Source organism: Nocardia sp. NPDC055321 (assembly GCF_053645575.1).
Genome location: NZ_JBSHMS010000002.1, coordinates 477,161 through 502,821, shown reverse-complemented (window position 1 = coordinate 502,821; position 25,661 = coordinate 477,161). Strand labels below are relative to the sequence as shown.

Genomic DNA, 25,661 nt, shown 5'->3' with positions numbered 1-25,661 from the left:
GATGGTCAGGGGCGCCGGGGCACCCGGAACTCCCATTCCGCGCCGTCGTCCGAGCCGTCCGCGCCCGCGGTCTCGAACAGCAGGTGCGCCGTGCCCTCGATGGCGGCGATGCGGCCCACGATCGAGCGCGAAACCCCCATGCGCCCTTGCCCTTCGGCTTCGGCGAGCCGACCGGACGCGATGCCCGGCCCGTCGTCGCGCACGCTGATGATGAGTTCGTCGCCGGTATCCTCCAGCAGCACATAGGCTTTCGCGCCGGGCCCGGCGTGCTGCACCACGTTGGCGAGCGCGGCGGCCACCGCCGCGGAGATCTCGCGCGCCTCCCAGCGCCCGAACGGCACCGGCTCGCCGGGGGTGGAGACCAGCACCGACGGGGTGGCCTGGGCCGTCAGCAGCGGCCGCAGATCCACCTCCGGGCCGCCGGCGTCGGAGCGTTCGCCCTGTTCGGAGATGAGCACCCGCAGCGCCACCTCCTGCTCCCCCGCGCGCTGCGCCAATTCCGCGGTGGGGCCGCCGATTTCGGTGCCGCGCCGTTTGATGTAGCTCAGAACCTGGAGTACGCCGTCGTGCACCTCGCGGGCCAGCCGCTCGCGTTCCTGGGCCGCGGCGGTGAGCCGCACCGCGCGTTGGAGCTGGGCCTGGGCGCGGCGAGCGGTGTTGGCGGCCAAGCCGATCGCGAGCCCGACCGAGACCAGCACCGGCGCGGTCGCGTCCCGCCAGATGTCGAGTTCCCACTGCTCGCGCGCGGTGATGATGGCGGCGGCGATCAGCAGTCCGGACATGACCCCGCCGAACGGTCCCCACAGGATCGCCGAGGACATCACCGCGTTGGCCGCCCACAGCGTGGTGGGCAGGGTCTGATGCCCGTGGTACCAGTCGAAGTCCGAGACCAGGCGGGTTGCGAAGATCAGCGCGATGACCACCACGTGGTCGCCGATGACGACGGTGGTGCGCACCCGGCGCAGATTGTGAATCCGCCACTGCGACAACATGACCGCGGAGACGCCGGACCACACCGCCATGAGCGCGATGAGCACCCAGCTCAGTCGCTGATTGGTGTAGTTCGAGACCGACGCGGCCTGCTGGCCGACCGCGTAGATCAGCGTGACCAGCCGGAACGCCTGCGCGGCCCGCCACAGCGGGGAGGTGGCGGCGTCATCGGAGGCGGGTTCAGCCGGGCGTGTCACCGGCGGCATCCGGGTCGGCGGCGGGCGCCGGCGCGCTCGGCCCGGCCGTGGGCGCCGCGCTCGTCGCCCCGGGTTCGGGCAGTCGATAACGATTCGGGTCGGGCGTGTCGGGCTCGGCGGCGAACATCCGTTCGTGCGGATCCCCGGTGTGCAGATCCTGGTACAGCTCGTCGGGCGAGTCGGCCAGCAGCGAGCGCATGGCGGTGTTGAGCACGGCCACGAACGGCACCGCGAGCAGACCGCCCGCGATGCCCGCGAGCACGACGCCCGCGGCGATGGCGAGCACCACGGCCAGCGGGTGGATGCGCACCGCGCGGCCCATCAGCAGCGGTTGCAGCACATGCCCTTCCAGCTGCATGACCGCGACGGTGATGCCGAGCACGATGAGCGCGGTGACCAGCCCCTTGGTCATCAGGGCGATGAAGACCGCGACCGAGCCGGCGATGAACGACCCGATGATCGGGATGAACGCGCCGATGAACACCAGCGAGGCCAGCGGCAGCGCGAGCGGCACCTGCAGGATCGCCAGGCCCGCGCCGATGCCGATGGCGTCGACCGCGGCCACCAGCACGGTGGCCCGGACGAATCCGGTGAGGGTGCCGAAGCCGAGCCGCCCGGCGGTGCGCACCCGATCGCGCTGGGCGCGCGGTACGACCCGGGTCATGAACTCCCAGATCTGGTCGCCGCCGTAGATGAAGAAGATGAGGATGAACAGCGTCAGGAACGCGCCCGTGAAGAACTCGCCGATCACGGTGGCGGTGGTGAGCGCCCCGTTGGTGAGCGTGGCCTGATTCGATTCGATCGTCTTGACGATGGTGTCGCCCGCGTTGCGAATCTGCTCGTTGCTCATGTGCAGCGGGCCGTTGATCAGCCAGTCCTGGATCTCGTGGACGCTGTCCTTGAATTCGTCGGACAGCTGCGGCACGCCGACGACGAACTGTTCGACGACGAAGGTCATGATGCCGGCGAGCAGGCCGATGGATCCGGTCAGCGCGACGAAGACCCCGAGCGACCGCGGCACGCCGAGGCGCTGGATCCAGTCGACCAGCGGCGAGAGCAGGGCCGCGCCCAGCAGCGCGATCGACAGCGGAATGGTGACGGCCGAGAGCCGATGCGCCATCCACGCGACGGTCAGGATGGCCGCCAGGATGAGCAGCAGCCGCCAGCTCCATTCGGCGGCTTCGCGCACCAGCGGATGCACCGCGTCGGAATCGCTCTTGCGCGCCGACTTCGGCTGATCGGCGTGCCCGTCCCCCGCTTGCGCCTCGCTCACCCCCCGAACCCTACTGTGTCCGAATTGTCCCGCGCTGGTGTGAACGGACGCTCGATCGCCCGCCGCGCCCATGCCATTTCCCTCTCACGCGACGTCACACCCGATTTCGGGTGTAGCGGGGGCGTGTTCGGGGTAACCGGGAAATCGGCCCCGCGCCCAACCGCCCGCCCGCGCACGCGAGCTCCGGTGGCGCGCAGCCGTGCGCCAAATATTCGGACGGGCCGATCCGCCGCTAGATTGGTCTTCGTGTCAACGCCCCGCGAAGCAAGCTCAGCCGCGATATCCGCGCGGCCGGCCGGGCGACGAACGGTGGCGACATGACGACCGCCCGGGATCCGCTGGAAGCGGTCAAACAGACGATGCGCACGCGCTGGCCGCTGTATCTGGCATCGATGCTCGCCGCCAACGCTTTCGGCGCCGTGCTCGTGTGGGCGTTCATCCAGTACGGCCTGCCGGTGCCCGAGGGCGAGACCAGCGCGACCCGCCAGACCGGGCTGCTGGTGCCCGGGCTGGTCTTCACCGTCGGCGGGTTCCTGAGCCTGACCGCGTCGGCGCTCATGCTGCGCCCGGTCATGCGCTGGCAGATGCGCGGCGGGCCGCCGAGCCGGCAGGAACAGATGGCGGCGCTGCACGCGCCGCTGCGGCAGGCCATCGTGCACCTGGTGCTGTGGCTGGTGGGCGGCGCGGTGCTGGCCTCGCTGATCATCGTGCGCACCCCGGAACTGGCCGCGGCGGTGATCGTCACCGAATGCATGGCCGCCACCATCGTTTTCGGCTTCACCTACATGCTGGGCGAACGCATTCTGCGCCCGGTCGCGGCCGAGGCGCTGACCGCGGGCGTGTTCGACCACACGCTGACCGCCGGCGTCGGTACCCGCATGGCCATGACGTGGGGCATGGGCACGTTCGCGCCGGTGATCGCCATCGTGCTGCTGTGCGTGACGCAGATTTCCGCGCGCGTGCAGTTCTCCGCCCAGTCGCTGGCGGTGTCGATTCTGCTGCTGTGCGGCGTGGTGATCATGCAGGCGCTGGCGCTGTCGATGCTCACCGCGTCAAGTATTTCCGATCCGATTCGGCAGCTCAGCCAGGCCATCGATCGCGTGCAGGAAGGCGCGCGGGACGTTCAGGTGGAAGTTTTCGACGGTTCGGAAATCGGGCTGCTGCAGGTTGGCTTCAACCGAATGATGGGCGAGGCGGCCAAACGCCGGGAACTGCAGGAATTGTTCGGCCGCCATGTCGGTGAGGACGTGGCGCGGCGCGCATTGGAGTACGGCACCGAACTCGGTGGTGAAACCCGATTCGTGGCGGTGTTGTTCGTCGATATGGTCGGTTCCACGGCCACCGCCGCCGAACGCCCGCCGACCGAAGTGGTCAGTCTGCTCAATGAGTTCTTCCGCGTCGTGGTCGATGTGATCGACCGCCATCACGGCCTCATCAACAAATTCATGGGCGATGCCGCGCTCGCCATCTTCGGCGCGCCGCTGGATCGCCCGGACGCGCCGACCGCCGCCCTGGCCGCCGCCCGTGAGCTGCGCGAAGCCCTGCGCGAGGTGCCCGGATTGGATATCGGCATGGGCGTGTCGGCCGGGCTGGCCGTCGCCGGCAATATCGGCGGGGCAAATCGATTCGAGTACACCGTGATCGGCGATCCGGTGAACGAGGCGTCGCGGCTGACCGAGCTCGCCAAGGACCGCCCCGAACGCGTCCTGACCTCGAGCAGCGCGCTGTATTTCGCCGATGAGAACGAACAGCGGCATTGGGAAACCGGCGACGAAGTCCAGCTCCGCGGACGGCGCAGAAAAACTCGGCTGGCCTGGCCGCGCTCGAGTAGCGACCTGAGGGGTACAGACGAGGCGGCGACCAGTTCGTTAGGCTGACCCCGTGACGGCCCATGATGAGCTGGCCGGCGAACCTGCGCCGCCCGCGGAGAACTCGCGCCGCGGCAGGTTCGGATGGGCCAAATGGGTGGTCGGGGCCGCACTGCTGGCGTTGTTGATTTCCGAGGGCGCATATCTTTATCCGCGCCTAGCCGATTCTTGGAAGAACCTCACCGAAATCCATTGGGGTTGGGTCGCCGCCTGCATCTTCATGCAGGCGGTTTCCATGAGCGGGTACGGCCGGATCCAGAAGCAGCTGCTGCACGCGGGCGGCGTCGAGGTGAGTCAGCGCAAGTCGGTCTCGGTGGTGTACGGCTCCACCGGTATGGCGCTGACCCTGCCCGCGGGCCAGGTCTTCTCCACCGCGTTCACCTACAGACAGATTCGGCGGTGGGGCGCGAGCCCGATCGTGGCGTCCTGGCAGCTGGTCATGTCGGGCGTGGTCGCGACCGCCGGACTCACCCTGCTCGGCCTGTTCGGCGCGGTGCTGGTCGGCGACCGCGTCGGCCCCCTGAAGGTGATCGTGTCGCTGGGCGCGGTGGCGGTGCTGATCTGGGCGTTCAACTACGTGTCCAAGCATCCGGGTTCCATCGAATCGCTGCTGCACCGGGTGCTGCACCTGATCAACCGGATTCGGCACCGGCCGAGCACCGAGGGTTCGGAGAAGATCAGCGAGATCCTCGGCCAGCTGGAGTCGGTGGATCTGGGCCGCCGGGACGGCGCGCTGGTCACCTGGTGGGCGCTGGTGCACCGGATGGCGGACGTGGCCTGCCTGGGCGCGGCCTGCTACGCGGTCGGCGCGGAGCCCAAGCTGGCGGCCCTCATGCTGGTGTTCGCGGCCGGAAAAGCGGTGGGCACCATTCCCTTCGCGCCCGGCGGCATCGTCTACGTGGACGCCACCCTCATCTACTCGCTGACCGTCGCCGCGGCGCTGCCCGCCTCGCAGGCGGTGGCCGCCGCCTTCCTGTATCGGCTGGTCAGTTTCATCCTGGTGGCGATCGTCGGCTGGATCGTGTTCCTGTTCCTCTACCGCAAGCCGCACGTCGACGACGCCGAGTACGAGAAGGAGTTCGAGCAGCGCCGCACCGGCGCGCCGAACCGCCCCGCCGCCGAACAGTAGGCCCGGCGACGCCGTGAGTGTCCCCGCGCGGTGCACGATATGTCCCTCGCACGGCACGAGTGTCCCTGCGCGACCGGCCGATGCGGTGCCGATACCCTGTGGCCCGTGAAGAAATTGGTGCCGTTCGTCGTCGATGTGGTGTTCGTGATCGTGTTCTGTGCGATCGGCCGCAGCAGCCACGACGAAGAGGTACTGACCGGCTTGGCGCGGACCGCGTGGCCGTTTCTCACCGGATTGCTGCTGGGCTGGGTGATCGCCGTGGCGCTGGCCTCGGGCCGCGAGGGGCTCACCGCGGCACGGCGTTTCGACGGCGGGGCGCTGTGGCCCGCCGGAGTCGTCATCTGGATCAGCACGCTGGCGGGCGGCATGGTGTTGCGCGCGGTCAGCGGTCAGGGTACCGCGCTGAGCTTCGTCATCGTGGCGACCTGCTTCCTGGCGCTGGTGCTGCTCGGCCCGCGCGCCGCGCTCCGGGCGCTGCGCTGATCCGGTCGCGGGCCCTGCCGCCGGGGCGCGACACGCCGAACTGACCAGGCGCGCCGCAAGAATCGACCCCGGCGCGCCGCGCTAGTCGTCCGGGCTCGACAGCGCCTGCATCAGGCGCACCGCCATCCGCCCGGTGGCGTCGGCGCTGTCCACGTCGTCGATATGGATCGCGAAGGCCAGATCGCCCATGGTCGCGATGAGCCAGCCGTTGGCCCCCGCGGTCGCGCTGAACGCCTGAATGCCCTGGTAGCGGCCGAGTCCGGCGAGTTCGGGCGCGCCGGTGGCGTCGCGCAGCATGGTGCGCAGCCGATCGGTGACGTTGCCCGCCAGCGGTTGCAGCTCGACCTCGGTGGTGGCCGGGTTGCCGATCGTGATCATGGGCTTGGGCACCTGGCCGTTGGCGATGGCCGCCGCCGCGATGGCCATGCCCCACGGGCTGGCCAGCAGCGAGTCCGCGGCGTTGCCGCGCCCGACGGTCTCCGCGCCGTTCTTGCCCGAGGGCAGCCTGCCGGTGGATTCGTCGAGACCGGCGACCTTGAAGTCGATGCCGACCCCGAGCATGGTCGCGGCCTCGGCGGCATCGCTGACCGAAACGTCCTGCGGCGCCTTCTGCTTGGCGACGGCGGCGACGTTCTTGAACACCTCGATCAGCCCGCCGACCGGGTACAGGCCGGTGAAGGCCACCGAGCCGTGCGCGCTGGCCTGACTGTTCTGCGCGGCCGCGACCACCGCGCCGCTGGAGGGCTGGATGGCCACGATCGAGGCGGGGGCGCCGTAACTCACCACCGCGTCCTCGGCGGCGCGCTGCAGCCGCTGGTCCATGGTGGCGGCGATGTCCGGTCCGGGCGGGCCCTGTTCACCGGCGAGCTGGGTGACGAACTTGCCGTCCGGTTCGAACAGCTGCACGCCCCAGCCGGCCCGCTCGTCGCGGTTGTCCTGCCAGACCTTGCGCAGGGAGTCCAGCAGCGGGGACCAGACCCGGCGGTCGGCGGAGATGAGCCGGGGCTGCTTCTCCATGACCACGCCGGCGATGGGCGCCATGCGCGGCTCGAGGATCTCGAAGTCGCCGTCGCGCAGGTTCACCGCCACGATGGGCTTGCCCTGCGACGACGAGAGCTGCTGCAGCAGCGAATCTCCGGTGATCAGGGGCGCGACGGGTTCGATGGCGGCGGCCAGGGCGTTGGAGGAGGCCACCGGGTCGCCGGTCTTGGCAGGGTCGAGCTTGATGACGTTGATGGTCTGCTCGGTCATGAGCGGCGCGCCGACGATGTCGTTGACGCGCGGGGACGGCGCGGCGTAGGTGCGCACCAGTTGGACGCTGCGCTTGGCGTCGAGCTGCGGCAGCACCAGGGCGGGGTCCCACGAGATGCGCCAGCCGACACTGAGTTTGCGGACGGTGCCCTGCAGGTCGAACTTCCAGTCCTTCTTCTCCCCGAAGTTCCAGGCGCCGGTCATGCTGAAAAGACCGGTGTTCCCGTCGAGTCCGATGAACTGGGTCATCTCGTAGTCGGGTGTGCCCGACTCGAGTCCGCTGAAAACTTGCTTCAACGTTGCCGAGGCACCGTTAGGGTAGGACGTGAGGCGCGCGGCGCCGTCATAGTCCTTCTTGTCGAGGAGCGTGCTGAACCGCTCGACGACCGCTTCGGCCCCGGTCGTCCGATCCCGAACAGCACATGACCCCATCGCGATCGCGACACCGGCCGCCACCGCGAGCACGATTGCCCCACGTACTCGGAAGCGGCGGGATCCCCACACATCCATATCGCCCACTCTTCACTCTTGCCACATCAGCAACAGGGACCACGGTACCGCGTACCGAAAGCTCGCGGTGCCACCTTTCCACCAGGCGTACTCCTATTGAGCACCACCATAGTGCCGATATCGGTCGTTCGGGACCAGTTACATGATCACCGGTCGGTTACGGACCCCGGCGTGTTCCACCACCCCTGAACCGTCCGGTCCGTACTGATGGTGGCCGCGCGGGCGCCTCCCAGGACACCGTTCGAACACCGTTCTCCGAGAGCGCAATCGCATCGGCGCCGCGAAACGTAATGTTGTAATCAGCATTACAACTTCAGGCAGTAAGCGAGAGTGACCGCGATGAGAAACGGACAGCGCGAACGCGATCTCGGCCGACCGGGGGGCTGGCAGCAGGCCGACCTCCCCGACGCCCTGGACGCGAAGGATTGGTTCGCCGGAAGGTTGCCAGTCGAGTGGTTCACCGGTCCTCCGCTCCTGGAGATCGACCGCGACGAGATCGTCGTCATCGGCGAGTTGCCGCTCCCCGCAGTCGAACCCACCGACGCCGCGGACCCGGACGCACCGCCCGCCGAGGTCCCCAGGGCCACCCGGGAGGGACTCGTCTCCCGCTTCCGGGAATCCACCCGGCCCGCCCGCATGCAGATCGCCCTGGAGGCGCACGGCCGCTATCGCCGCAGCGTGGCGTGGGGCGTGACGATAGCCGGCGAGCGAATCCTGTTCACCCACCTGTCCGTTCCGGTCATGACGCGCCTGCGCCAGCCCGAGCGCAAGGTGCTCGACACCCTGGTCGACGCCGGCGTGGCGCGCTCGCGATCGGACGCGCTGGCGTGGACGGTCAAACTCGCGGGCAAGCACGCCGAGGAGTGGCTCGAGGAATTGCGCGCGGCCATGCGCCAGGTCGACGACCTGCGCGCGGAAGGCCCGCGCGGACTCTAGCCACCCGGGCCGCGGACGTAGGATGCGAGCCATGGCTCAATCCGCCGGTCCGATCCTGGTGCTCAACGGTCCGAATCTGAACATGCTCGGCACGCGACAGCCCGAGGTGTACGGCGCCGACACGCTCGACGACGTGGTCGAGCTGTGCCGGGTCACGGCCGAGCGGTTCGGTCGCGAGATCGACGCCTTCCAGTCCAATCACGAAGGCGCGCTGATCGACCGGATCCACGCCGCGCGCGGGGTGGTGTCGGGCATCGTCATCAACCCGGGCGGGCTCACCCACACCTCGGTGGCGCTGCGCGACGCCCTGGTGATTCCGGAGGTGCCGATCGTCGAGGTGCACATCAGCAATGTGCACGCGCGCGAGGAGTTCCGGCATCACTCCTACGTCTCCCCCATCGCCACCGCGGTCGTCGCGGGCATGGGTATCCGGGGGTACGCGGCCGCCGTCGAATTCCTCGCCACCCGCTGATCTTTCGGCGCCCGAGGCCCGGCTCATCACGAGCCGGGCCTTTTTCGTGCGCCGAGCGCCCTCGAAGTAAATAGCTTGTACACCTCAGAATGTAGTAGATATGCTACATAGCATCATGAGATGACTACGGAGGATGCAATGGCTTACGGCGGGGACGCGGGGGGTGGCGCCGGCATCGTGCTCGACGTCAACCAGCTGCGTATGCGTTACGGCGACCGGGATGTGCTGCGGGACGTCACTTTTCAGGCCCGCGCGGGCGAGGTCCTGGTACTGCTGGGACCGAACGGCGCGGGCAAGACCACCACCATCGAGATCCTCGAGGGCTTCCGCATGCGCTCGGCCGGGGAGGTCAGCGTGCTCGGCGTCGACCCGGCGCACGGCGACGAGGCGTGGCGGGCGCGCGTCGGGGTGGTGCTGCAGTCGTGGCGCGATCACGGCAAATGGCGGGTCCGCGAACTGCTCTCGTACCTGGGACTGTTCTACGGCCCCTATTCCACCGGCGACATCCGGCGGCCCTGGGACGTCGACGAACTCATCGCCGCGGTCGGCCTCACCGCGCAGGCGAACGCCAAGGCCATGACGCTCTCGGGCGGCCAGCGCCGCCGCCTGGACGTGGCGATCGGCATCGTCGGGCGGCCCGAACTGCTGTTCCTGGACGAGCCGACCGCGGGTTTCGACCCGCAGGCGCGCCGCGAATTCCACGATCTGGTGCACCGGCTCGCCGACGACGAGCAGACCACCATCGTGCTGACCACCCACGACCTGGACGAGGCGGAGAAACTCGCCGACCGCATCCTGATCCTGGCGGGCGGCCGGATCATCGCCGACGGTTCGGCCGATCAGCTCTCCCGCCGGATCGCCGGTGAGGCGGAGGTGAAATGGACGCGGGACGGGCAGCGTTTCGTGCACACCACCACCGAGTCCACCGCGTTCGTACACGAACTGTTCCGCGAGCACGGCGCGGCGATCGAGGAGCTCGAGGTGCGCCGCGCCTCGCTCGAGGACACGTACATGACGCTGGTGCAGCGCTTCGAATCCGGGCGGCAGTCCGGCGACGACGTGCACACCCTCGAGGAGGTGATCCGATGAACCCCACCGTGATCGCGGCGCGCGCGGGACTGCTGCGCGGGTGGATCGAAACGCGCCAAACCTTCACCAACGGCCAGGATCTGTTCGGTCAGTTCATCTGGCCGGTCCTCACGCTGGGCGCGCTGTTCTTCATGCGGGACGGCGCTTTCGAGGCCAGCGGGCTGACCCTGGGCGCGCTGGCGCTGCCCAGCGTGGTCGGCATGATGATCGCGTTCAACGGCATGTTCGCGATGGCGGGCTATCTGGCGATGGACCGCGAGGATGGAACGCTGTTGCGCGCCAAGGCGACTCCCAACGGGATGGTCGGCTATCTGGTCGGCAAGATCGCGGTGTCCTCGGCGTCGGTGCTCATCCAGGTGGCGGTGATCCTGGGCGTGGGCTCGATCATCGTCGGGGGCGTGCACCTGGACGGCGCCGGGTCGCTGTTCACCCTGCTCTGGGTGCTGGTCCTGGGTCTGCTGGCGGTACTGCCGATGGGAGCGGCGCTGGGATCGCTGTTCGACAGCCCGCGCAGCATCGGCTTCATGGCATTCCCCATCATGGGTCTCGTGGCGATCTCCGGCATCTTCTATCCGATCACCGCCATGCCCGGCTGGTTGCAGGGTGTGGCGCAGCTGTTCCCCATCTATTGGCTCGGCCTGGGCATGCGCTCGGCCCTGCTGCCGGACAGTGCGGCGGCGGTGGAACTCGGCGAGTCCTGGCGCACCCTGGAAACCGCGGCGGTGCTGGGCCTGTGGGCGGTGGCCGGGCTGGTGCTCGCGCCGATCCTGTTGCGCCGCATGGCCCGCCGCGAGTCGGGGTCGAGTGTGGCGGCCCGGCGGGAGAAGGCCATTCAGCGTGGCTACTGAGGTCATCTTCAACCGGATCGCCATGCTGCGGGCCGAGCGCGGGGTGTCCCGCCGCGAGCTGGCGGCGGCGCTGGGCGTGCACTATCAGACGATCGGCTATCTCGAACGCGGTGAGTACAGCCCGAGTCTGCATCTGGCGCTGCGGGTTTCCCAGTACTTCGAGGTGCCGGTGGAGGTGGTCTTCTCGACCGCGCCCTTCCCGCGCCTCGGCTCGGACACCGCGTAGCGCGCCGCGCCCGCAGCGGCGCGGGGCCGGGGGCACGGCATCCGGTGACCGAACGACCTTGCCCCGCCGCACCTTCCGGTGCGGCGGGGCCATAGGTGTTCGTCACGCGGGTCGCGGCCGCGTCCGGCCGGGATGTCCGGTGCCGGTTACTTCTTCGCCCCCTGCATGAGTTCGAAGGTCGAGACCGCGCGTCCCGCATCGGCACTGGCGGCGATGGCCTTGCGCCAGTACTCCTGCGAGGTGCGCGAGAGGGTGGCGTCGACGCCGACCTCTTCGCTGGCCTCGATGATGTGCTGCGCGCCCGCGTCCATCATCTTCAGGCTGGCCACATCGGCCCAGCCGCCGTTCTCGTTGGCGACCGAGAACTCCTCCATGAAGTACGGGTACGCCTCGCTCGAACGGATCGCGAAGGGCACGAACTGGGCGACCGAGTGCCCGGACCGCTTGATCATGGCCGTGGCCTGGTCGAAGGCCAGCAGCCACGGGTGGAAGGTGGTGAGCAGGCCCTGGTAGAAGACCTGTGCCAGACCGTCGTCCGTGCCGAGGTACTCCTGCGGGCTCAGCGGGCGCAGCAGCTCGGCGTGCGCGTCGAACACCTCGCGGGGGCCGCTGTAGAAGATGTACGAGGCCGGATGTTCGATGTTGTCGCCCGCCGACATGACGCCGCCCGAGATGAACTGCGCGCCGTGCGATCGCACCCACTCCGCGCCCTTGCGGGCGTGCTCCGGGGAATCGGAGGAGAGGTTGGCGATCACCTTGCCGGGCAGGTGATCCACGGCCTGGCCGAGGACGTCGTACATGGCGGCGTAGTGCGTCAGGCTCAGCACCGACACCTCGTTGGCGTCCAGGGCCTCGGCGACGGTGGCCGCCGCCTTGGCGCCCAGCGCCACCATGGCATCGACCTTCGCGGTGCTGCGGTTCCACACGGTCACCTCGACGCCGGCCTTCAGGAAGGCCTGCACCATCGCCTGTCCCATGGGGCCCAGGCCGATGACGGAAACGGAATTACGCTGCTCAGACATGGTGTGTCCTGTTCGTTCGTCGCTGTGTTGGTATCGGCGCCGAAATCGATACTGGCCCTGATCGGTAAGCTCGGGAAGACCGCACGTCGGGGTGTGGTTGCTTACCTGCAGGTTCGAAATACGGTCAGGAGCCCCGCCATGAACAACGACGGTGACGCGGATCACGACATCTGCGGCATGTCCGTGGCCATCGACGTGGTCGGCGGCAAGTGGAAGATGCATCTGATGTGGGCCCTGGGCGCGGGCCCGCAGCGCTTCGGCGAGCTGCGCCGCCTGCTGTCGGGCGTGAGCGAGAAGGTGCTCGCCGAGAATCTGCGCCAGCTCGAGGCCAGCGGCGTGGTGCACCGCGAGATCTACCCGGAGATCCCACCGCGCGTGGAGTATTCGCTGACCGAGCTCGGCCACGACCTCAACGTGGCCCTGCGCCCCCTGGAGGAGTGGGGCGATCGCAATCGCGGCCGGATCCTGGGCCGCCCCCTCAGCGTCGCGGGCTAGCCGCCGCCGAACAGGTTCGGGCACAACGGCTTCCCGGACGCACGCGGCCACGCCGCGGTGCGATCACAGCCGGGCCGCTATGCGGGCCCCGGTCCGCCGTACCAGGTCGGCGGCCTCGGCCATACAGACGCGCGGGTCCGGTTCCAGTTCCGACAGCGCATAGGCGGCGTCGAAACCGGCGGCGCGTATCTGCCCGGGGCTCAGCAGGATTCGGCCCGCTATGGCGACGACCGGAACACCGGCGCGGTGGGCCGCGGCGGCCACCCCCATCGGGGCCTTGCCGTGCAGTGTCTGCTCGTCGAACGATCCCTCACCGGTGACGACCAGGTCGGCGGTCGCCAGGGCGGCGGGGAAATCCACCAGTTCCAGGATCACCTCGATGCCCGGGCGCGGGATCGCGTTCAGGACCGTCAGGGCCGCGAAGCCGGTGCCGCCGGCCGCGCCCGCGCCGGGCTCGCCGGCCCGCTCCGGGCCGAGCAGGGCGGCCCAGCGGGTCAGTCCCGCTTCGAGAATCGCCTGATCGGCGGGGGTCGCGCCCTTCTGGGGCGCGTAGACCGCCACCGCGCCGTGCGGGCCGAGCAGCGGATTGTCCACATCGGTGGCGAGGGTGAACCGGGCGCCGGCGACCCCGGCGTGCAGGCCGGTACGGTCGACGCGCGCGGCGCGGGCGAGAGCCGCTCCGCCGGGCGGCAATTCGGCGCCGTCGGCGTCGAGTACGCGCAGGCCCAGGGCCCGCAGCAGGCCGGCCCCGCCGTCGGTGGAGGCGCTGCCGCCCAGGCCGAGCACGATGTTGCGCGCCCCGGCGTCGAGCGCGTGCGCGACGACCACGCCCAGGCCGTGGGTATCCGCGTGCAGCGGATCAGGTTGTGCGCCGGGCAGTTTCGCGAGGCCGACCACGGCGGCGAGTTCGACCACGGCGGTGTCCCCGCGCCGGGCATACGCCGTCTCGCCCGGGACGCCGGTCGGCCCGGGCGCGGTCACCGCGATCCGGTCCCAGCCCGCGGCCAGGAAGGCGTCGACCGTCCCGTCACCGCCGTCGGCGATCGGCAGCCGGGTGACCTCGAAACCCCTGTGGGCGCGGCGGAACCCCAGTTCGAGGGCCGTCGCCACCTCGGCGGCGGTCAGCGAACCCTTGAACTTGTCCGGGGCGAGCAGGACCCGGCGGGCACGGGTGGGCGTCACCAGGACAGTGTTGTCCATCGCCGCGCATCCGGCACCGCGACGGCGCGCCGTATCTGCGACACGCCGAGGGTGTGGAACCCGGGAACGGACAAATAGCCGCAGACCCTCGGGCTATTTTCGATATATGCCGAGTGAGCCGAATGCGCCGATAGAGGTCCGCAAGAACGACGAGCTCGATCGTTTCGAGCTGTACGTCGACGGCTATCTGGCGGGGGTGGCGGCCTATCAGGACACCGCCAACGAGCGCGCGTTCGTGCACACCGAGATCTATCCCCAATTCGAGGGGCAGGGCTACGGCCGCAAACTCGTGCAGGGCGCGCTCGACCAGACCCGGGCCGCGGGCTTCGGCATCCTGCCGCTGTGCCCGATGGTGCACCACTTCGTCGAATCGCGGCCGGAATACCTGGCGCTGGTCCCGCAGTGGTCACGCGAACGGCTGAACCTGCCCCAGAAGTAAGGGCGACCCGGCGGCGGCGAATCGCCCGCGACGGCGGCCCGCCGCGCACCGAAACCGATCCCGTCGATCACCCGGCGCGCAGCGACAGCGCCGGGTCCGCGTCGAGCGACGACCTAGGTGCGCGCACGAGCGACGCCCTCAGTGCGCCGAGTACGCCTTGACCGCGCCGTCCAGCGCGGACTGGAGTTCGTCGCGCACCACGCGGGTGATCTCGGCGGGCTTGCTGGGCAGACCGTCGACGGGCAGGCCGAAGTAGAAGCTGGCCGACTTGGCCTCCTCCTTGGTCGGCTCCACCTTCGGGTCCAGGCGCGGCCCGTAACTCAGGCCCAGGCTCACCAGGACCGGGTCGGCGCCGAGCCGCTTGGCCCGGAATCCGATGTGCCCGATGCCCGTTCCCACCGGCTGCAGCTGGGTGGGGTCCACGTTGTTGCAGGTCCCCTCGGGGAAGACCGCGACGCCGTCCCCGCGCGCCAGGCGCTCGGCGCAGATGTCGATCATGCGCTGGCCGGCGGCGTTCACCGCGCGCAGACCGTGGTCCTTGCCGCGGAACACCGGAATGCCGCCCATCATGTCGATCCGCGCGCGCAGCTTGGGCTCTTCGAACAATTCGTCCTTGGCGAGCACCCGGGTCCGCCCGATGGCGGGCCGCAGCGCGCTGCGCCAGGCCGCCGCGGCCACCGTGTACGGGTCCAGCTGGGACAGGTGATTGATGGCGATCAGCAGCGGGCGCCGCTGAGAGATCAATTCCCGCAATCGCTCCCGCGCGCCGACCGCGTAGGAGACGCGGGGGCGGTAGCGCCGCCCCAGCATCCAGTAGGCCCCCCTGGCCTGGAGCAGATTCTGCTGATGGTCGCGATAGAAGTCGTAGACCGCGTCGCTGTTCTCGAGGACAACCTCGGGCCGTTCCATGGCCTCACCCTAGCCACCGGATCGCGATCGCGCCGGGGCGAGTGCGAACGCGGGCCCGCCGTACCCGGCCGATGACGCAATTGCGCGGTTCCGAAAATTACCCGGCGCAATTGTGGTGCCACGGTGGAATGATGGCGGGGTGGCACGCGCAGAAGAACATGGCGACAGTTCTAGACGCGAATTCCGGCATGAGGACCAGGTCGTGCGTCCGGGGACGCTGCTGGTGTCCGCGACCGACCTCACGGAACCGGCGTTTCGACGCACAGTCGTGTACATCGTCGAACACAACGAGGCGGGCAGTCGGGGGGTAATCCTCAACCGGCCCAGCGAGACCCCGGTCGCGGAAGTCCTACCGGATTGGAGCGCGCTGGCGGCCGATCCGGACACCCTCTATCTCGGCGGACCGGTGCAGCGCGATTCCGCCCTGTGCCTGGCCACCCTGAAGATCGGCGCCACCATCGCCGGGGTACCCGGGCTGCGGCGGGTGGACGGCCGGGTGGCGCTGGTGAACCTGGATTCCGACCCCGAACGCATCGCACCGCTCATCGAGGGCCTGCGGGTCTTCGCGGGCTACGCGGGCTGGACCTTCGGTCAGCTCGAAGGTGAACTGGATCGGGGCGACTGGATCGTGCTCTCGGCGCTGCCGGGCGATCCGCTCGCCGGCCGGGTCGACCTGTGGGGCCGCGTGCTGCGGCGGCAGCCGCTGCCGCTCTCGCTGCTGGCCACCCACCCGGTCGACTCGCCGCGCACCCGATCGAACTGAATCGCGGCCCACACCGTGGTTCGGGTGTGGACAGCGGGAACAGCGGTATCCGCCGACTGATTCGGTGAGGTCATGGGCACTGTGCCGGGCGAATCCGACCGGCGACCGGACTCCCGGCCGCCGGATCCGCCGGTGCCGGTCCGGGCGCCCGCGGACGACTCCGAGGCCCTGTTGCGGGCGCTGTACGACGAGCACGCGGCGCCGCTGTGGCGGTTCACCTTCGGCCTGGTCGGCGATCCGGGGCGGGCCGAGGACATCGTGCAGGAGACCCTGCTGCGCGCCTGGCAGCGCCCGGCGATCCTGGATCAGTCCACCACCTCCGCCCGCGCCTGGTTGTTCACCGTGGCCAGGCATCTGGCGGTGGACGAACATCGATCCGCGCGCAATCGGCGGGAGCTGCGCACCGATCATCCACCGGAGCAGGTCACGCCCGACCAGTCCGATCGCGCCCTGGACGGCTGGCTGGTCGCCGACGCCCTCGCGCGCTTGAGCGCCGATCACCGCGATGTCATCGTGCGGGCCTACTACCGGGGCCTGTCCACCCACCAGATCGCCGCGGAACTGGACATTCCCGAGGGCACCGTGAAGTCCCGCATGCACTACGGCATGCGGGCGCTACGACTGGCGTTGCAGGAGATGGGGGTGACGAGATGACCGCGGAACATGAACTCTGCGAAGGGTTCACGACCTGGGATGGCGCGTACGTGCTCGGCGCTCTCGCCCGGGCCGAACGCCGCGCGTACGAGGAGCATCTGGCCGGCTGCGCGCCCTGCCGCGCGGCGGTGGCCGAGCTGACGGGGCTGCCCGGGCTGCTGACGCTGGTCGATCCGGAGACGGCGATATCGCTCGCGGCCCGGCCGGATCCACCGGACGCGGTGCCGCCGCCGCCCGAGCGGCTGCTGCCGGGCCTGGCCGCGCAAGCCGCCCGCGCACGCGTCCGCCGGCGCCGGTGGGCAGCGGGCGGCGCCATCGCGGCAGCGGCGGCGGCCGCGTGCGTCGCCGTTCCGGTGACGGCCGCGGTGGTCGAGCACCAGCGCCCAGCGGTGGAGGTGGTGGCGCAGGGCCCGCTGCTGGCCCGGGTCGAGACGCCGATCACCGCGACATTCGAGGTGCGCGTGGTGGACGGGCAGACCCGGGTGGACATGCGGTGCGACTACCCGCCGTCCGAGGACGTCTACTCCTGGCAGTTGTCGCTGTGGGTCGTGCGCGACGACGGCACGCAATCCAAACTGGCGGAGTGGACGGCGGTTCCGGGCCGGGTCTTCACCCCGGACGGCACGACCTCGGCCGCGCCGGACCGACTGCGCGCCGTCGAGGTGCGTAACGGGTACGGGAAAGTCCTACTGGCGGCGGATATCTGAGGTTCGAGGTCGAACCGCACCGGAACGCACGAAAGCGGCGCACCCTGCTCGGGTGCGCCGTCATCGCGACGTGCGGGTGTCGTTCAGGCGCCGGGGATCAGTTGGCGCGGCGGCGGAAAAGCGATGTGGACCAGAAGAATCCGAGCACCGCGATGCCGACGCACCAGGCCAGCGCCATGATGCCGTTGTTACCGATCTCGGTGCCCATGAGCAGGCCGCGCAGGGTCTCGGTGATCGGGGTGAAGGGCTGGTACTCGGCGAAGTGCCGGACGCCGGCGGGCATGGTGTCGGTGGGCACCAGACCGCTGCCGAGGAAGGGCAGCAACAGGATCGGCATGGGCATGTTGCTCGCGCTCTCCGGCGTCTGGGCGAGCAGACCGAACGCGACCCCGAGCCAGTTCAGCGCGAAGAACACCAGGCCGATGAGCCCGATCGCGGCCAGCCACTCCACCGGGGTCGCGGACGGCCGGAACCCGACCAGCACCGCGACGCCGGTCATCGCCGCCACGCCCAGCATGCCCTGGATCCAGCTGCCGACGACCTGTCCGGTCAGCACCGACGACTGCGAGATGTGCATGGTGCGAAAGCGATCGACGATGCCCTTGGTCATGTCCGTGCACATGGAGACCGCCACGCCGGCGATCATGTACGCCGGGATGATGAGCATCATGCCGGGGGTGAGGTAGTCGATGTACTTGCCCGTGGAGGCGCCCAGCGCGCCGCCGAACACGTAGTTGAACACCAGCAGCAGCACGATCGGCATCAGGATCATGCTGAAGGTCATAGAGGGATATCGCTTGGCGTGCACCATGTTCCGGCGCAGCATCGTGGCGGAATCGGCGTAGGCGGTGGCCAGGGCGCTCATCGCGCGTTCTCCTTGCTCGTGGTGTGTCCGCCGGTGAGGGCGAGGAAGACGTCGTCCAGGTCGGGCGTGTGCACCGACAGCCCGGCGGGTTCGATGCGCGCGGCGTCGAGGCGGTCGATCACCTCGCGCACCGAGCGCACGCCGCCGTCGCTGGGGACGGCCAGTGTGAGATCGCCGTTGACCTGCGCGGCGGTGCCCAATACCTGTGCGGCGTCTGTCAATCGGTCCCGGTCGGTGAAGTCGAGCCGGATGTAGCCGCCGGGCACCAGGCGCTTGAGTTGATCGGCGGTGCCCTCCGCGACCAGCCTGCCGCCGTGCAGCACCGCGATGCGGTCCGCGAGTTGATCGGCTTCTTCCAGGTACTGGGTGGTGAGCAGGATGCTCACCCCGCCCCGGACCAGTTCGCGAATGATGTCCCACATGGCACGGCGGCTGCGCGGATCCAGGCCGACGGTGGGTTCGTCGAGGAAGATCACGCTCGGGTCGCCGACCAGGGTCATGGCCAGGTCGAGGCGGCGGGTCATACCGCCGGAGTAGCTGCCCGCGGGCTTGTCCGCGGCCTCGACCAGATCGAACCGTTCCAGCAGTTCGCCGGCCCGCCGCCGGCTCTCGGCCCGCGGCAGATGCCGCAGATCGCCCATGAGGAGCAGGTTTTCGCGGCCGGTGAGCAGTTCGTCGACCGCGGAGAACTGCCCGGTCACCCCGATCACCGAGCGCACCCGCTCCGGTTCGGTCGCGAGATCGTGCCCGCCGACCCGGATGTCGCCGCCGTCGGCGCGCATGAGGGTCGACAGGATCCGCACGGTGGTGGTCTTGCCCGCGCCGTTCGGGCCGAGCAGCGCGAAGATGCTGCCGCGGTCGACGCGGAAGTCGATGCGGTCGAGCACTATCTGCTCGCCGAAGGATTTGCACAGGCCGGTCGCGGTGATCGCCGCCGTGCTCGGATCGTGGTTCATTGTTCCCCTCGAATCAATGGATACGCATGAATGCATGCGTCGGGTGGGCCGTGACCGCCGAGGCTGCGATCAAAGCGATGAACTGTTCGGTTGTGCGGGAGCGGATGCCGCCCCGTGGGGATCAGATGTCGAGGACTTCGACGTTCGGGTGTTCGGCGGCGTCGACCAGGCGGGCGTAGAGACGCTGGGGGATCAGCTTCTCGAGTTCGTGGAGTTCCTCCACGACCACGAGTTCGTAGTCACCCCAGTCCTGTTCGCCGACCCCGAGCAGGCGGCGCCACTGCTTCCAATCCTTGAGAATGTTGGTGTCGGTGGGGAATTCGCTCCAGTTGGAGAAGTGACTGTGCACCGCGTACGCGCCCTTGCGGGTGCGGTACACCCGGATGTCCTCGACGCGCTTGTCGGTGACCTGGTGCCATTCGGTGAGCAGGGTGGCCGAGAAGCGCACCTGCCGCACCCCGTCCTTGCCGACTTTGAGGACCACTTCGTCGTAGCCCTCGAGGCGGCCCTCCTCGATGTCGATGAACCGGCGCAGCGCCGTCACGATCGCGCCCGACAAATTGCCCCCGACCAGTTCCTGCGCACGCGTGAACAGCTGGAGGTCGTCATCGGATACGTAGATCGTCTTGTTCGGCATGAGCCAACTATACGTAGACGTATACATACATTGCAAGAGGGGCGGCGAACTCGCCCGGAAACCGGCCGCGCCCGCCGATTGAACCGTGGCCCGCCCACCCTCGTATCCCCGGGTAGAACCGACTCGGGCATCCGGTGTCCGGCGCCGAGAGGAGCCGCCCATGCACAATGGAACACGAGTGGTGGATCACCTGGTCAGAGCGATTTCCACGCTGGGGGTGCGACACCTGTTCGGGGTCGGCGGGGCCAATATCGAAGACCTGTACGACGCGGCGCACGATCATCGCCGCCTGCTCACCGCCGTCGTGGCCAAGCACGAATTCGCCGCCGCGACCATGGCCGACGGCTACGCGCGCTCCACCTCCGGGCTCGGCGTCGTGGCGGCCACCTCCGGCGGCGGCGCCATGAACCTGCTCCCCGGACTCGCCGAGTCCTTCGCCTCCCGGGTTCCCGTCCTGGCCCTGATCGGCCAGCCCCCGACCGTCCTGGAGGGCAAGGGCGCCTTCCAGGACACGAGCGGGCGGGCCGGCGCCATCGACGCGGTCCGGCTGTTCACGCCGGTCTCGCACTACTGTGCGCGCGTCGACGCGGCCGCCGACCTGCCCGCTCACCTCACCCGCGCGGTGCTCGCCGCGCGCGGGGACGATCCGGACACCGGCGGGCACGGCGGCGGACCGGCGATCCTGCTGCTGCCCAAGGACATTCAGCAGGCCGATCTGCTCGCCCCCGAGTTCACGCCCCCACCGCGCCCGCACCGCCCGCCCGCCGCGAGCCTGCACCGGGTCGCGGACACCGTGCGCACCGCGCGCGAACTGGGCCGGGTGCTGATCATCGCGGGCGCCCAGGTCGCCCGGGACGACGCGCGCGCCGAACTCGCCGAGCTGGCCGCGGTGCTCGGCGCCGCCGTCGCGGTGGCCCCGGACGCCATCGACGTCTACCACCACACCGACCCGGGCTTCTGCGGCCTCGTCGGCAGCATGGGCCACCCCGGGACGCGCGCCGCGCTCGACGCCGCGGCCCTGTGTCTGCTGGTCGGGACCCGAATGCCGGTGACCGACCGGGCCGGGCTGGAGGACGCGCTGCGGGCCGTGCCGCTGGCCAGCGTCGGCGCCGAAATCCCGTTCCTGCCTTCGATTCACGCGCGCGGAGCCGACCTGGGACCGGCGCTCGCCGAACTGACCGGCGCACTGGCGCCGTCCGCGCCGATCACCGTGCTCGCCGTCGGCGGGAGCGCCGAATCGTCCCCGCGCCGTGCGCGTTTCGAGGCGGACCGCGACGCGACCGGCCCACCGGCTCCCGCCGCCGCCGTCACCGCGCTCGAGGTGCCCCCGGCCACGGGGCCGGGACTGCGCTACCGCACGGTGGTGGAGACAATCAACGCCGAGTTGCCGCCCGAGGCAGACGTTTTCGCCGACGCCGGCAACACCGGTGCCGCCGTGACGCATCACCTGCGCCTGCCCCGGGGCGGGCGCTTCACCGTCGCCCTGGGCATGGGCGGCATGGGGTACGCCTTCGGCGCGGGCATCGGCTCGGCGTTCGCGCGGCGGCACCGCGGGGACGGCGGCCTCCGGCGCACGGTCGTGATCGCCGGCGACGGCGCCTTCTACATGCACGGCATGGAGATCCACACCGCGATCGAATACGGGTTACCGATCACCTTCGTCCTGTTCAACAACAACGCACACGCCATGTGCGTCACCCGCGAACAGCTCTACTACCGGGATCGATACAGCTTCAACCGGTTTCGGCCGGCGAATCCGGGCGCCGGTCTGGCCGCCATGTTCCCGGATCTGTGCGCCCACGCACCCACCACCCGCGCCGAACTCCGTGCCGCGCTGCGGCATTGCCTCGGCAGTCCCGGACCGTCGTGCATCGCCGTCGACTGCGATCCCGACGAGATCCCGCCCTTCACACCGTTCCTGACGGCACCCCGGAGGTAACCGTGACCAGTTCGACCCGACCCGAGCGACTCCCCGCCCTCGAGGACCTGCCCCCGGATGTGCCCGGCGTCCTGCGCATCGAGACCTCGGACCGCGAGGCCACCACCCCGATCATTCTGGACATGCTGCGCTCGGTCTATCCCCACGATCAGGTCTTCGGCGAGTACTGCACGGTCCAGGGCCACATCGACGCGCCGCCGCGCGAACTCTACGACTACCTCGCCGACACCCGCTCGCTCGAGGAGTGGACCTACAGCCTGCGCGGTTTCACCGAGACCGCGACGCCCGGGCTGTGGGAGTCCTACGACCGGCTCGGCGACAACACGCGCATCTTCACGCGGACCGTCGCCAATCCCGACGCCATGACCGTCGACTATCACTGCGCCTGGGATCAGCCCGACCACCTGTGGATGATCTACCTGCTGCGGGTGGTCGACGCGCAGGTGGTGTTCGACAAGCCGGGATCGGTGGTGCTCTGGACCAACTGCCACCACCCGTTCTACGACGAGAACCCGTACCGCGACAGCGCGCCCGGCGACCGCAAGGTGTGGGTCGGTGACTTCTGGGAGATGTTCTCCGCCGGGCACCAGCTCGAACTCGACAATCTCAGGGCCATCGCCGAGTATCGGGCCGCACACGGGCTCCCGCTCACGCCCACCTGGATGAGATGAGGTGTGCGCCATGGACTTCACCGATCCCGCCCTCGTCACCCCCGCCGTCAGCCTGCTCGACGTCGCCTCGTACCTGCCCGGCGAACCCGTGGGCACCGAATACTTCACGCGCTACTCACGATCCGAGCGCATGGCCAAGAACGTGATGTTCCGCGCGCCCACCGGCCGCCACCATCGTGGGCCCGACGAGACCGCGGTCGACATGGCCGAGCGGGCGGTCGCGCCGCTGGTGGAACGCCATGGGGCGCAGGAGCTCTCGAAGATCGATGTGCTGCTGACCCATACCCAGCTGCCGGACAATCCGGTGCTCGGCCCCGGCGGTGAGATGGCGCGCAGGCTGAACATGCGCCCGCGCTACGTCTTCGACGTGCACAACGGCGGGTGCGCGGCCTTCGTGCACATGATGTGGCTGGCCCGCACCGTGCTGCGGACCACCGACGCGCGCACCGCGCTCATCGTCACCACCCAGAACTGCGCGGGACCGGTTTTCACCCAGCCCGACATCCGCGGTCTCGCGCAGGCCCCGGTGCCGGGCGACGGCTGCGGGGTCGGATTGCTGGTCAAGAACAGCGCCGCGCCCATCCTCGACATCGAATGCCGGACCTACCCCGAGTTCGCCGGGGACATGGATTTCGACACCGGTTCCGAGCGCAAGTACTGGCAGCCCGGCTCCGGTCAGGCGTGCGTCACCTTCACCGAATCCAAAGTGGCCAAGGTGTTCACGCGCGGCAATCGGCTGGTGCCCGAGGTCGCGCAGGCGGTGTGCAAGCGCATCGGGGTCAAGAGCAGCGACATCGACACCCTGGTCACCAATCAGCCCAATCGCCTGTTCCTGCGCAACTGGCACGACGCGCTCGAGCTGCCCGCCGAACGGCACCCCGACACCTTCGATCACTGCGGAAACCTGTTCGCCGCGGGCATTCCGGTCACCCTGGACACCGAGAACTCCGCCGGTCGGCTGCGCAACGGTTCGGTGGTGCTCATGGCCGCGTTCGCGCACGCGGGCGATTTCGCGGGCGCGGCGGCCGTGCGCTGGGGTGCGGCACGATGACCGCACTGGAGTCGTACCACGTCGCGACCGGCCGCTTCGAGACCGAGCGCTTCGATCTGAGCCTGAGCGAGAACCCCTTCCCACCGCTGCCCTCGGTGCTCGACGCGCTGGACGAGGCCCTGGCCGACGCGAATCGGTACCCGGAGTTCGCGCCGCTGCGACTGTCCGAACTGATCGCCGGGCACATCGGCGTGCATGAGGATCAGGTGGTGGTCGGCGCGGGCGCGACCGGCGTCGCGATGCAGATCATGCAGACGCTCCCCCGCCGGGGTGCGCCTTTCGTCTTCGCCGCGCCCACCTTCGACGGCTACCCGATCCTGGCGGGCATGACCGGATTGCGGCCGGTCCCGGTGCCGGTGGACCTGCGCGGACGCCAGGACCTGTGGGCCATGGCCCGGCTCGTCGACGCGGACACCGGCCTCGTCGCGGTCTGCCGGCCGCACAATCCCACCGGCACGGTGCTCTCCCGCAGCGAACTCGGCGCGTTCCTGTGCGCGGTTCCCGCCGGGGTGCCCGTCCTGCTCGACGAGGCCTACCTGGAATTCCTCGGCGCGAGCGAGGTCCTGGACACCGTCGAGCTGGTGCGCCGGCACCCGAATGTGCTGGTGCTGCGGACCTTTTCGAAGGCGTACGGTCTGGCCGGTCTGCGCATCGGCTACGCCTTCGGCGATCCCGCGCTGATCCGCCGGGTGCGGCGACTGCAACTGCCCTTCGGCATCCCCGCGCTCGCCGTCGCCGCGGTCCGCGCCTCGTATGCCGCCGAATTCGAACTGGGCGAACGCATCCTGCGCATCACCACCCAGCGCGAACTCCTGCGCACCGCCCTGCGCCGGGCCGGCATCCGCGTCCCGCGCAGCAGCGCCAACTTCCTCTACCTCCCCGGCGCCGGCATCGCACCGGCGCTGGCCCGAGCGGGCATCGTGGCCAAGCGCTACCCGGACGGCAGTGTGCGCGTAGCCGTCGGCGACCCCGCCGCGGACACCGCCGTGCTACGCGCCCTCACCGGCGACCGTGAGCCGCGCGCCCGCGCGCTCGCCCCCGACGACAGTCACCTGATCGCCCTCACGGTGCCGTGCGGGCCCAGCGCTGCGCCAGGGCCGCGCAGACGATGAGCTGCACCTGGTGAAAGAGCATGAGGGGCAACACGATCAGGCCGATCGGTGACCCCGCGAACAGCACGGTCGCCATGGGCAGGCCGGTGGCGAGACTCTTCTTGGAACCGCAGAACACGACGACGATGCGGTCCTCGCGGTTGAAGCCCGCCGCGCGACCGGCCGCCATGGTCGCGGCGATGACCAGCGCCAGGAGCACGCAGCAGACCGCGAGCAGCGCCAGGATCCGCCACGGCGACATGGCGTGCCAGATGCCCTCCACCATGCCCGCGCTGAAGGCGCTGTAGACCACCAGCAGGATCGAGCCGCGATCCACGAGCTTCGTCGGTTCGGCGTAGCGGGCCATCCACTCCTTGATTCGCGGCCGGACGAGCTGCCCGAGGAAGAACGGGACCAGCAGCTGCAGCACGATGTCGAGGATCGCGGACGGATCCACCCGCGCCTGGCCCGTGGTGTTCATGAGCAGGATGACCAGCGCCGGGGTCAGGAAAACGCCGAGCAGATTCGAGACCGTGGCGCTGACGATCGCACCGGCCACGTTGCCCTTGGCGATGGAGGTGAAGGCGATCGAGGACTGCACGGTCGAGGGCACCAGGCACAGGAACAGCAGACCGGTGTAGAGGTCCTCGGTCAGCACGCCCGGCACCAGCAGGTGCGCGGCCACCCCGAGCACGGGGAACAGCACGAAGGTGCAGGCAAGCACCACCAGGTGCAGACGCCAGTGTTTGAGGCCCTCGACGGCCTCGTTCGGGGAAAGGCGCGCGCCGTACAGAAAGAACAGCAATGCGATAGCAATCTTGGTGAGCCAGCTCACAATATCGGCGGCGTCGCCCCGTGCCGGAAAAATACTGGCCACGGCGATGACGGCGAGGATCGACAAAATGAATCCGTCGATATAGAACTTGCTGAGAAATCGCACGGGTCAAGGCTAATCACCCCCGGCGAAAAGGATTAACACCGCACCCGGAC

General features: G+C 69.6%; 27 protein-coding genes. 17 read left to right on the top strand and 10 right to left on the bottom strand.

Features of this window, described 5'->3' with window-relative positions:
• Positions 1 to 5 precede the first annotated feature (5 nt).
• Positions 6 to 1,196 (bottom strand): MacS family sensor histidine kinase, encoded by a 1,191-nt coding sequence (gene macS / locus ACWIGI_RS04855; protein ID WP_454200998.1) that lies wholly within the window; start codon positions 1,194 to 1,196, stop codon positions 6 to 8.
• The gene (locus tag ACWIGI_RS04850; RefSeq protein ID WP_454201036.1) at positions 1,171 to 2,388 is read right to left on the bottom strand and encodes an AI-2E family transporter; all 1,218 of its coding nucleotides are present in this window, start codon (positions 2,386 to 2,388) and stop codon (positions 1,171 to 1,173) included. The genes macS and ACWIGI_RS04850 overlap by 26 nt, the downstream gene beginning before the upstream one ends.
• Positions 2,389 to 2,819: 431 nt before the next feature.
• On the opposite strand from ACWIGI_RS04850, the gene ACWIGI_RS04845 reads away from it, so the two are divergent.
• From ACWIGI_RS04845 to ACWIGI_RS04835, 3 genes are all read left to right on the top strand, one after another.
• Entirely contained in the window at positions 2,820 to 4,337 is a 1,518-nt protein-coding gene (locus ACWIGI_RS04845) for an adenylate/guanylate cyclase domain-containing protein (protein WP_454201035.1), read from the top strand.
• Positions 4,338 to 4,341: 4 nt separating this feature from the next.
• The gene (locus ACWIGI_RS04840; protein ID WP_454200997.1) at positions 4,342 to 5,457 is read left to right on the top strand and encodes a lysylphosphatidylglycerol synthase transmembrane domain-containing protein; all 1,116 of its coding nucleotides are present in this window, start codon (positions 4,342 to 4,344) and stop codon (positions 5,455 to 5,457) included.
• A gap of 105 nt (positions 5,458 to 5,562) precedes the next feature.
• Entirely contained in the window at positions 5,563 to 5,940 is a 378-nt protein-coding gene (locus ACWIGI_RS04835; RefSeq protein WP_454200996.1) for a DUF3054 domain-containing protein, read from the top strand.
• Between the two features lie 81 nt (positions 5,941 to 6,021).
• Here the strand turns inward: ACWIGI_RS04835 and ACWIGI_RS04830 are convergent, their stop codons facing one another.
• On the bottom strand, positions 6,022 to 7,623 hold the full coding sequence (locus ACWIGI_RS04830) for an NTF2-like N-terminal transpeptidase domain-containing protein (protein ID WP_454200995.1): 1,602 nt from the start codon (positions 7,621 to 7,623) through the stop codon (positions 6,022 to 6,024).
• 417 nt (positions 7,624 to 8,040) lie between these two features.
• Between ACWIGI_RS04830 and ACWIGI_RS04825 the strand changes: the two genes are divergently transcribed.
• From ACWIGI_RS04825 to ACWIGI_RS04805, 5 genes are all read left to right on the top strand, one after another.
• Entirely contained in the window at positions 8,041 to 8,637 is a 597-nt protein-coding gene (locus ACWIGI_RS04825; protein WP_454200994.1) for a hypothetical protein, read from the top strand.
• Positions 8,638 to 8,659: 22 nt separating this feature from the next.
• Complete coding sequence (gene aroQ, locus ACWIGI_RS04820; RefSeq protein WP_454200993.1) at positions 8,660 to 9,109, top strand: type II 3-dehydroquinate dehydratase; 450 nt, start codon at positions 8,660 to 8,662, stop codon at positions 9,107 to 9,109.
• A 120-nt stretch (positions 9,110 to 9,229) separates the two neighbouring features.
• Positions 9,230 to 10,198 (top strand): ABC transporter ATP-binding protein, encoded by a 969-nt coding sequence (locus ACWIGI_RS04815; protein WP_454200992.1) that lies wholly within the window; start codon positions 9,230 to 9,232, stop codon positions 10,196 to 10,198.
• Positions 10,195 to 11,046: an ABC transporter permease gene (locus ACWIGI_RS04810; RefSeq protein WP_454200991.1), complete on the top strand. Its 852-nt coding sequence runs from the start codon at positions 10,195 to 10,197 to the stop codon at positions 11,044 to 11,046. Before ACWIGI_RS04815 ends, ACWIGI_RS04810 begins: the two co-directional genes overlap by 4 nt.
• Positions 11,036 to 11,272 carry a helix-turn-helix transcriptional regulator gene (locus ACWIGI_RS04805; RefSeq protein WP_454200990.1) on the top strand — a complete coding sequence of 79 codons (237 nt, stop codon included), beginning with the start codon at positions 11,036 to 11,038 and terminating at the stop codon, positions 11,270 to 11,272. Before ACWIGI_RS04810 ends, ACWIGI_RS04805 begins: the two co-directional genes overlap by 11 nt.
• A gap of 146 nt (positions 11,273 to 11,418) precedes the next feature.
• On the opposite strand, the gene ACWIGI_RS04800 is transcribed toward ACWIGI_RS04805, so the two are convergent.
• A complete protein-coding gene (locus ACWIGI_RS04800) occupies positions 11,419 to 12,294 on the bottom strand; it encodes an NAD(P)-dependent oxidoreductase (RefSeq protein WP_454200989.1) in 876 nt (291 codons plus the stop codon).
• A gap of 138 nt (positions 12,295 to 12,432) precedes the next feature.
• Here ACWIGI_RS04800 and ACWIGI_RS04795 point away from each other — a divergent pair, with 138 nt between their 5' ends.
• Positions 12,433 to 12,789 carry a winged helix-turn-helix transcriptional regulator gene (locus ACWIGI_RS04795; RefSeq protein WP_454200988.1) on the top strand — a complete coding sequence of 119 codons (357 nt, stop codon included), beginning with the start codon at positions 12,433 to 12,435 and terminating at the stop codon, positions 12,787 to 12,789.
• Positions 12,790 to 12,852: 63 nt separating this feature from the next.
• On the opposite strand, the gene ACWIGI_RS04790 is transcribed toward ACWIGI_RS04795, so the two are convergent.
• The gene (locus ACWIGI_RS04790; protein WP_454200987.1) at positions 12,853 to 13,989 is read right to left on the bottom strand and encodes a glycerate kinase; all 1,137 of its coding nucleotides are present in this window, start codon (positions 13,987 to 13,989) and stop codon (positions 12,853 to 12,855) included.
• Between the two features lie 106 nt (positions 13,990 to 14,095).
• Here ACWIGI_RS04790 and ACWIGI_RS04785 point away from each other — a divergent pair, with 106 nt between their 5' ends.
• Complete coding sequence (locus tag ACWIGI_RS04785; RefSeq protein WP_454200986.1) at positions 14,096 to 14,428, top strand: GNAT family N-acetyltransferase; 333 nt, start codon at positions 14,096 to 14,098, stop codon at positions 14,426 to 14,428.
• Between the two features lie 138 nt (positions 14,429 to 14,566).
• On the opposite strand, the gene ACWIGI_RS04780 is transcribed toward ACWIGI_RS04785, so the two are convergent.
• Positions 14,567 to 15,337, bottom strand: coding sequence for a lysophospholipid acyltransferase family protein (locus ACWIGI_RS04780; protein ID WP_454200985.1), 771 nt, complete (start codon positions 15,335 to 15,337; stop codon positions 14,567 to 14,569).
• A 139-nt stretch (positions 15,338 to 15,476) separates the two neighbouring features.
• Here ACWIGI_RS04780 and ACWIGI_RS04775 point away from each other — a divergent pair, with 139 nt between their 5' ends.
• The 3 genes from ACWIGI_RS04775 to ACWIGI_RS04765 all read left to right on the top strand — a co-directional run bounded on the left by ACWIGI_RS04775 (position 15,477) and on the right by ACWIGI_RS04765 (position 17,461).
• Entirely contained in the window at positions 15,477 to 16,100 is a 624-nt protein-coding gene (locus ACWIGI_RS04775) for a YqgE/AlgH family protein (RefSeq protein ID WP_454200984.1), read from the top strand.
• 72 nt (positions 16,101 to 16,172) lie between these two features.
• Complete coding sequence (locus ACWIGI_RS04770; protein ID WP_454200983.1) at positions 16,173 to 16,754, top strand: sigma-70 family RNA polymerase sigma factor; 582 nt, start codon at positions 16,173 to 16,175, stop codon at positions 16,752 to 16,754.
• Positions 16,751 to 17,461 (top strand): zf-HC2 domain-containing protein, encoded by a 711-nt coding sequence (locus tag ACWIGI_RS04765; protein WP_454200982.1) that lies wholly within the window; start codon positions 16,751 to 16,753, stop codon positions 17,459 to 17,461. Before ACWIGI_RS04770 ends, ACWIGI_RS04765 begins: the two co-directional genes overlap by 4 nt.
• A 97-nt stretch (positions 17,462 to 17,558) precedes the next feature.
• On the opposite strand, the gene ACWIGI_RS04760 is transcribed toward ACWIGI_RS04765, so the two are convergent.
• From ACWIGI_RS04760 to ACWIGI_RS04750, 3 genes are all read right to left on the bottom strand, one after another.
• The gene (locus ACWIGI_RS04760; protein ID WP_454200981.1) at positions 17,559 to 18,326 is read right to left on the bottom strand and encodes an ABC transporter permease; all 768 of its coding nucleotides are present in this window, start codon (positions 18,324 to 18,326) and stop codon (positions 17,559 to 17,561) included.
• Positions 18,323 to 19,282 carry an ATP-binding cassette domain-containing protein gene (locus tag ACWIGI_RS04755; protein ID WP_454200980.1) on the bottom strand — a complete coding sequence of 320 codons (960 nt, stop codon included), beginning with the start codon at positions 19,280 to 19,282 and terminating at the stop codon, positions 18,323 to 18,325. The genes ACWIGI_RS04760 and ACWIGI_RS04755 overlap by 4 nt, the downstream gene beginning before the upstream one ends.
• A 121-nt stretch (positions 19,283 to 19,403) precedes the next feature.
• Positions 19,404 to 19,919, bottom strand: a complete 516-nt coding sequence (locus ACWIGI_RS04750; protein ID WP_454200979.1) for an EXLDI protein — start codon at positions 19,917 to 19,919, stop codon at positions 19,404 to 19,406.
• Positions 19,920 to 20,079: 160 nt separating this feature from the next.
• Here ACWIGI_RS04750 and ACWIGI_RS04745 point away from each other — a divergent pair, with 160 nt between their 5' ends.
• From ACWIGI_RS04745 to ACWIGI_RS04730, 4 genes are read left to right on the top strand one after another with little or no spacing between them, the layout of a single operon-like run.
• Complete coding sequence (locus ACWIGI_RS04745; RefSeq protein ID WP_454200978.1) at positions 20,080 to 21,858, top strand: thiamine pyrophosphate-binding protein; 1,779 nt, start codon at positions 20,080 to 20,082, stop codon at positions 21,856 to 21,858.
• Between the two features lie 2 nt (positions 21,859 to 21,860).
• Positions 21,861 to 22,529, top strand: coding sequence for an SRPBCC family protein (locus tag ACWIGI_RS04740; RefSeq protein ID WP_454200977.1), 669 nt, complete (start codon positions 21,861 to 21,863; stop codon positions 22,527 to 22,529).
• 10 nt (positions 22,530 to 22,539) lie between these two features.
• Positions 22,540 to 23,580, top strand: coding sequence for a 3-oxoacyl-ACP synthase III family protein (locus tag ACWIGI_RS04735; RefSeq protein WP_454200976.1), 1,041 nt, complete (start codon positions 22,540 to 22,542; stop codon positions 23,578 to 23,580).
• Positions 23,577 to 24,692, top strand: a complete 1,116-nt coding sequence (locus tag ACWIGI_RS04730; protein WP_454200975.1) for an aminotransferase class I/II-fold pyridoxal phosphate-dependent enzyme — start codon at positions 23,577 to 23,579, stop codon at positions 24,690 to 24,692. Before ACWIGI_RS04735 ends, ACWIGI_RS04730 begins: the two co-directional genes overlap by 4 nt.
• Here ACWIGI_RS04730 and ACWIGI_RS04725 read toward each other — a convergent pair.
• Positions 24,643 to 25,611: a bile acid:sodium symporter family protein gene (locus ACWIGI_RS04725; protein WP_454200974.1), complete on the bottom strand. Its 969-nt coding sequence runs from the start codon at positions 25,609 to 25,611 to the stop codon at positions 24,643 to 24,645. The two genes, ACWIGI_RS04730 and ACWIGI_RS04725, sit on opposite strands and share 50 nt — an antisense overlap.
• Positions 25,612 to 25,661 lie beyond the last annotated feature (50 nt).

Bases quoted from the DNA above. Each gene is read 5' to 3' on its own strand.
- aroQ (WP_454200993.1), top strand. From the start codon at position 8,660: ATGCGAGCCATGGCTCAATCCGCCGGTCCGATCCTGGTGCTCAACGGT.
- ACWIGI_RS04830 (WP_454200995.1), bottom strand. From the start codon at position 7,623: ATGGGGTCATGTGCTGTTCGGGATCGGACGACCGGGGCCGAAGCGGTC.
- ACWIGI_RS04765 (WP_454200982.1), top strand. From the start codon at position 16,751: ATGACCGCGGAACATGAACTCTGCGAAGGGTTCACGACCTGGGATGGC.
- ACWIGI_RS04755 (WP_454200980.1), bottom strand. From the start codon at position 19,282: ATGAACCACGATCCGAGCACGGCGGCGATCACCGCGACCGGCCTGTGC.
- ACWIGI_RS04780 (WP_454200985.1), bottom strand. From the start codon at position 15,337: ATGGAACGGCCCGAGGTTGTCCTCGAGAACAGCGACGCGGTCTACGAC.
- ACWIGI_RS04785 (WP_454200986.1), top strand. From the start codon at position 14,096: ATGCCGAGTGAGCCGAATGCGCCGATAGAGGTCCGCAAGAACGACGAG.
- ACWIGI_RS04815 (WP_454200992.1), top strand. From the start codon at position 9,230: ATGACTACGGAGGATGCAATGGCTTACGGCGGGGACGCGGGGGGTGGC.
- ACWIGI_RS04810 (WP_454200991.1), top strand. From the start codon at position 10,195: ATGAACCCCACCGTGATCGCGGCGCGCGCGGGACTGCTGCGCGGGTGG.
- ACWIGI_RS04770 (WP_454200983.1), top strand. From the start codon at position 16,173: ATGGGCACTGTGCCGGGCGAATCCGACCGGCGACCGGACTCCCGGCCG.
- ACWIGI_RS04845 (WP_454201035.1), top strand. From the start codon at position 2,820: ATGCGCACGCGCTGGCCGCTGTATCTGGCATCGATGCTCGCCGCCAAC.
- ACWIGI_RS04750 (WP_454200979.1), bottom strand. From the start codon at position 19,919: ATGCCGAACAAGACGATCTACGTATCCGATGACGACCTCCAGCTGTTC.
- ACWIGI_RS04790 (WP_454200987.1), bottom strand. From the start codon at position 13,989: ATGGACAACACTGTCCTGGTGACGCCCACCCGTGCCCGCCGGGTCCTG.
- macS (WP_454200998.1), bottom strand. From the start codon at position 1,196: ATGCCGCCGGTGACACGCCCGGCTGAACCCGCCTCCGATGACGCCGCC.
- ACWIGI_RS04825 (WP_454200994.1), top strand. From the start codon at position 8,041: ATGAGAAACGGACAGCGCGAACGCGATCTCGGCCGACCGGGGGGCTGG.
- ACWIGI_RS04735 (WP_454200976.1), top strand. From the start codon at position 22,540: ATGGACTTCACCGATCCCGCCCTCGTCACCCCCGCCGTCAGCCTGCTC.
- ACWIGI_RS04795 (WP_454200988.1), top strand. From the start codon at position 12,433: ATGAACAACGACGGTGACGCGGATCACGACATCTGCGGCATGTCCGTG.
- ACWIGI_RS04800 (WP_454200989.1), bottom strand. From the start codon at position 12,294: ATGTCTGAGCAGCGTAATTCCGTTTCCGTCATCGGCCTGGGCCCCATG.
- ACWIGI_RS04730 (WP_454200975.1), top strand. From the start codon at position 23,577: ATGACCGCACTGGAGTCGTACCACGTCGCGACCGGCCGCTTCGAGACC.
- ACWIGI_RS04745 (WP_454200978.1), top strand. From the start codon at position 20,080: ATGCACAATGGAACACGAGTGGTGGATCACCTGGTCAGAGCGATTTCC.
- ACWIGI_RS04760 (WP_454200981.1), bottom strand. From the start codon at position 18,326: ATGAGCGCCCTGGCCACCGCCTACGCCGATTCCGCCACGATGCTGCGC.